The 3314-nt window shown below is 29.0% G+C and carries 4 protein-coding genes; all 4 read right to left on the minus strand.

The genetic code is table 11. The features are described 5' to 3' along the window. The coding region (locus ACFCYJ_RS27290; RefSeq protein ID WP_483869494.1) for an HD domain-containing protein at window positions 1–1227 on the minus strand (1227 nt) is incomplete at its 3' end. Between the two features lie 292 nt (window positions 1228–1519). Continuing rightward, entirely contained in the window at window positions 1520–1741 is a 222-nt protein-coding gene (locus tag ACFCYJ_RS27295; protein ID WP_376079081.1) for a hypothetical protein, read from the minus strand. Between the two features lie 355 nt (window positions 1742–2096). Beyond that, window positions 2097–2672, minus strand: a complete 576-nt coding sequence (locus ACFCYJ_RS27300) for a hypothetical protein (RefSeq protein ID WP_376079083.1) — start codon at window positions 2670–2672, stop codon at window positions 2097–2099. Then, the gene (locus ACFCYJ_RS27305; protein WP_376079084.1) at window positions 2650–3222 is read right to left on the minus strand and encodes a hypothetical protein; all 573 of its coding nucleotides are present in this window, start codon (window positions 3220–3222) and stop codon (window positions 2650–2652) included. Before ACFCYJ_RS27305 ends, ACFCYJ_RS27300 begins: the two co-directional genes overlap by 23 nt. Window positions 3223–3314: the final 92 nt, after the last annotated feature.

Genomic DNA, 3314 nt, shown 5'->3' on the forward strand with positions numbered 1-3314 from the left:
GGATCCTACCTCTAAAAAGTATTTCTTTAATGAATATATATTCATTCCAGTTCCATTATCTTTTACTTTGACAATTTGATTTACTTTATCAAAAATAATATGAATTCTCGGTTGATATTCATCATAGGAATCTTCAATATCCTTAGATTTTATTTCTTTTAATAGTAAACATGCATCAATTGCGTTTTGTATCAACTCTCTTAAGCCTATTCTCTTGTCTCCATATAATGATTCACCCATTAAAAACTCAACTGTATTCTTATAATTCATTTGGAACTTTAAATCTATAATTGAATATTCCTCTGGCTTAATATTATCAATAACTTTAGGATAAAGCTCTATTCTATGAAATTCATCAAATTCTTTAGTTAGTTCAATTCCATTTATTATTTCTTGATTAATCCAATCCAAATAACTTAGAACTTTTCTATGTACTTTTGGTTCAGAACAATTCCCAAAAAATTGAATAGATTTTCGCCCTTTTGAATCCTTTAGTACTTTTTCGGTATTATCTATTACGAAATGTTGTTCCCATTCATCTTTGCTATAGCCGGTAGGGTTTATAGCATTATATAGTCTTTGCGGAGTCCTCATGCCATCAAAATCTAGAATATCTCCTAGCCTTAATAAAACTGCATAAAATTGCGGTATTATTTTATAGTCACCAATAATATGCTCTTTAGATAAATTGTTTTTCACCCAAATTATATCTTCAGTATGTGATTGGCACACTAAAGCTAAGGTTTCAGCGATTGATTTATTAGTCATACCAGGAATAACTAACTTGTCTTTTAATTGTTCTCTAATATAATTCGCAGACCTTTCTGCATGAACTCTTCTTATATATTCTTGAATTGCTTCATTTTCATTATTGGCGGAAACCTCCAATAAACTTTTAAAATGAAGATTTTTATATTTTATTTTCCCTTCCTTAATTTCCACTATTTCTTCAGCACTTGCAGCCATACCAATATCATGTAATAATGCAGATAATATTACTATTGTAATTTCTAAATCATTTAATTTATCGATATCGAAAATTAGATTTTCAATATGTTTTATAATTCTAAGTGAATGTCCGACATCATGCTGTGTGTATGTAGGAAAAACTTGCGGTATTCGAGTATTTAATAAAGATTCAACATCTTCATAAATATTTAAAATAATAGAATAAAACCTGGAATTTCTCGATTTCAATTTTTCCATTAATAAAGTATTTTCAAGCAAAAAATCACCCTCTTTTTTTGTATATTATACCAAAGTTAATATGAATTAAAAATGGCGTTATTAATTCCTCACAAAACCATAATATAAAAAATAGCATTACTAAATAATACTCTTTCTGTCCAGAACACATATATTACTTCTTTATCAACCTTAATTTGAATATTGCTCCTAAAAGCTTTCTTTGAGCCAACCATTGTTATGAAACTTACTTAAAACGGCTTTCATTGACTTCAAACGAATTAACTTGGTGCGTTGGCTCACATCTATTGAACCAAAATAGTTATAGATACTATCACTCAACGCTATTCACTTTTACAAACTGCATAAAGATATATTCGTAACTATCAATAGTGGGTTGTCTCTTCCCTGCAATTCGCATTTGGTTGAATATCGTTTCAATTGCTTCATTTATTGACTTACCTTTACGCCTCTGCTCAACTTCCTGTGTTTGTAGCATATCTACTGCTTCACCATCTACAGTAAAAATACCATGATTACGCTTCCTACTAGACATAAAAAATCATCCTAATTGTGCTATTAGAGGTCTACAAACAGTTCAAATATGTCATATTTCCATAGGGATAAGAAAAGGGATATTCAACAAGAGTTCAACTCCCGTTCAATATCCCTAATTTCAAAAATCGTTGATATGACTGCGTTCAAAACCACTCTATGTATGGGGACGGCGGGTGTTGAACCAACCGTCTTGAAAATATTATTATATCAAGGCTTGCGGGGGCAACTTATTTTTATGACTACGTGTTTGACTACGTTTAATAAATATAGAGCTATGGGGGCAATAATTAATTTATATTTACTACTTGTTCATTTATATATTTCGGTTAAAAATATCACTATTTACTTTAGTATTATTTTAATTGCTCTTCTAAATCTTTTAATAACTTTCCTGCCGTTTTAATTCTAGTATTAAAATTAAATTTTTCTAGTTCTTTGTAATCTGGAAGTAAACCTGCTTTTAAATCTTTACAATCTTTATAATGCACTCCAATTAAGGTATATAAATCTTGATTAAGTTCATTTACAATATTAAATCTTATTTCATTCCAAATATTTATTTCGAAAGCATTACAATATGCCAACTTCTCGGTATTATTGCCATCCTTAATAATTTTAAAAACCTCTAAATTATGTTTAATTTCAATTTGAAGCGATTTTATCGCATTGTTAAAGGAATTTTTATTTAGCTCTTCGTTTTTATTTTTTTCGATAATAAATTGTGTTCTTGCAACAAAATAGGCTATTATTCCACCAAAAACACCTCCAAGAAAACTTCCAATACCAGAAATATAGCTACCGTACAATGTTGCGTCCATAGGTAGCACATCTTTAACAGATAAATAATATGTAAAAGTTGCACCAATTACAAAAGTCATTAATGTCATTGATACAACCCCAAAAATATTAAATCCCTTCACTTTCTTCACCTATATATCTTTCCATCAGAGCCTCTCGTGCATCTCTGAAACAATCAGATTTAATCTCATTCATTAATTCTGATCCACCTACCTTTTCAATATCAGAAAAAGAGTTATCAAATGCTAACAAATCACTTTCTTTTAACAAATCCGCTTCGTTACTATACTGTTCATTCCATTCACAAGGAGTAGGTATTTCTAATAACTGAAAATACAATTTTATATTCTCTTTTAAACTTTCGTAATTACCAATTTTACCACATTCACATTCAATATTTTCCTTGGTAGTCTCTAATTCCTTCCTCTCACCACAATCGCATTCATAAAATAATCTTATTTTAAATAACTTTACTCTACTTCCTACAATAAAAGTCATTATAGCTATTTTATATTCTACGCCCATCTCAATTGCAAATTTTACAGGATTTATATTTTTTCTTTCACGCAAAGTAATACGATTTTTTAGATATTCATCAAGTTTGTATATTATTAATTTATCAATTAAATATCTTTTGCTTTCTTCAAAACTAACAATATCTAGCAATTTTTTGCAATACATATTCAAAAATCCCCCTATTAAAATGATATGGTAAAATGTTGCACTTAAATCTCCCTGCTGTTTCTACATGAAATGAAGTGCCTATACTATCT

Origin of the sequence: Lysinibacillus sp. NPDC056232 (assembly GCF_042267565.1) — a bacterium.
Classification (GTDB): Bacteria; Bacillota; Bacilli; order Bacillales_A; family Planococcaceae; genus Lysinibacillus.

Bases quoted from the DNA above. Each gene is read 5' to 3' on its own strand.
- ACFCYJ_RS27305 (WP_376079084.1), bottom strand. From the start codon at position 3,222: ATGTATTGCAAAAAATTGCTAGATATTGTTAGTTTTGAAGAAAGCAAA.
- ACFCYJ_RS27295 (WP_376079081.1), bottom strand. From the start codon at position 1,741: ATGTCTAGTAGGAAGCGTAATCATGGTATTTTTACTGTAGATGGTGAA.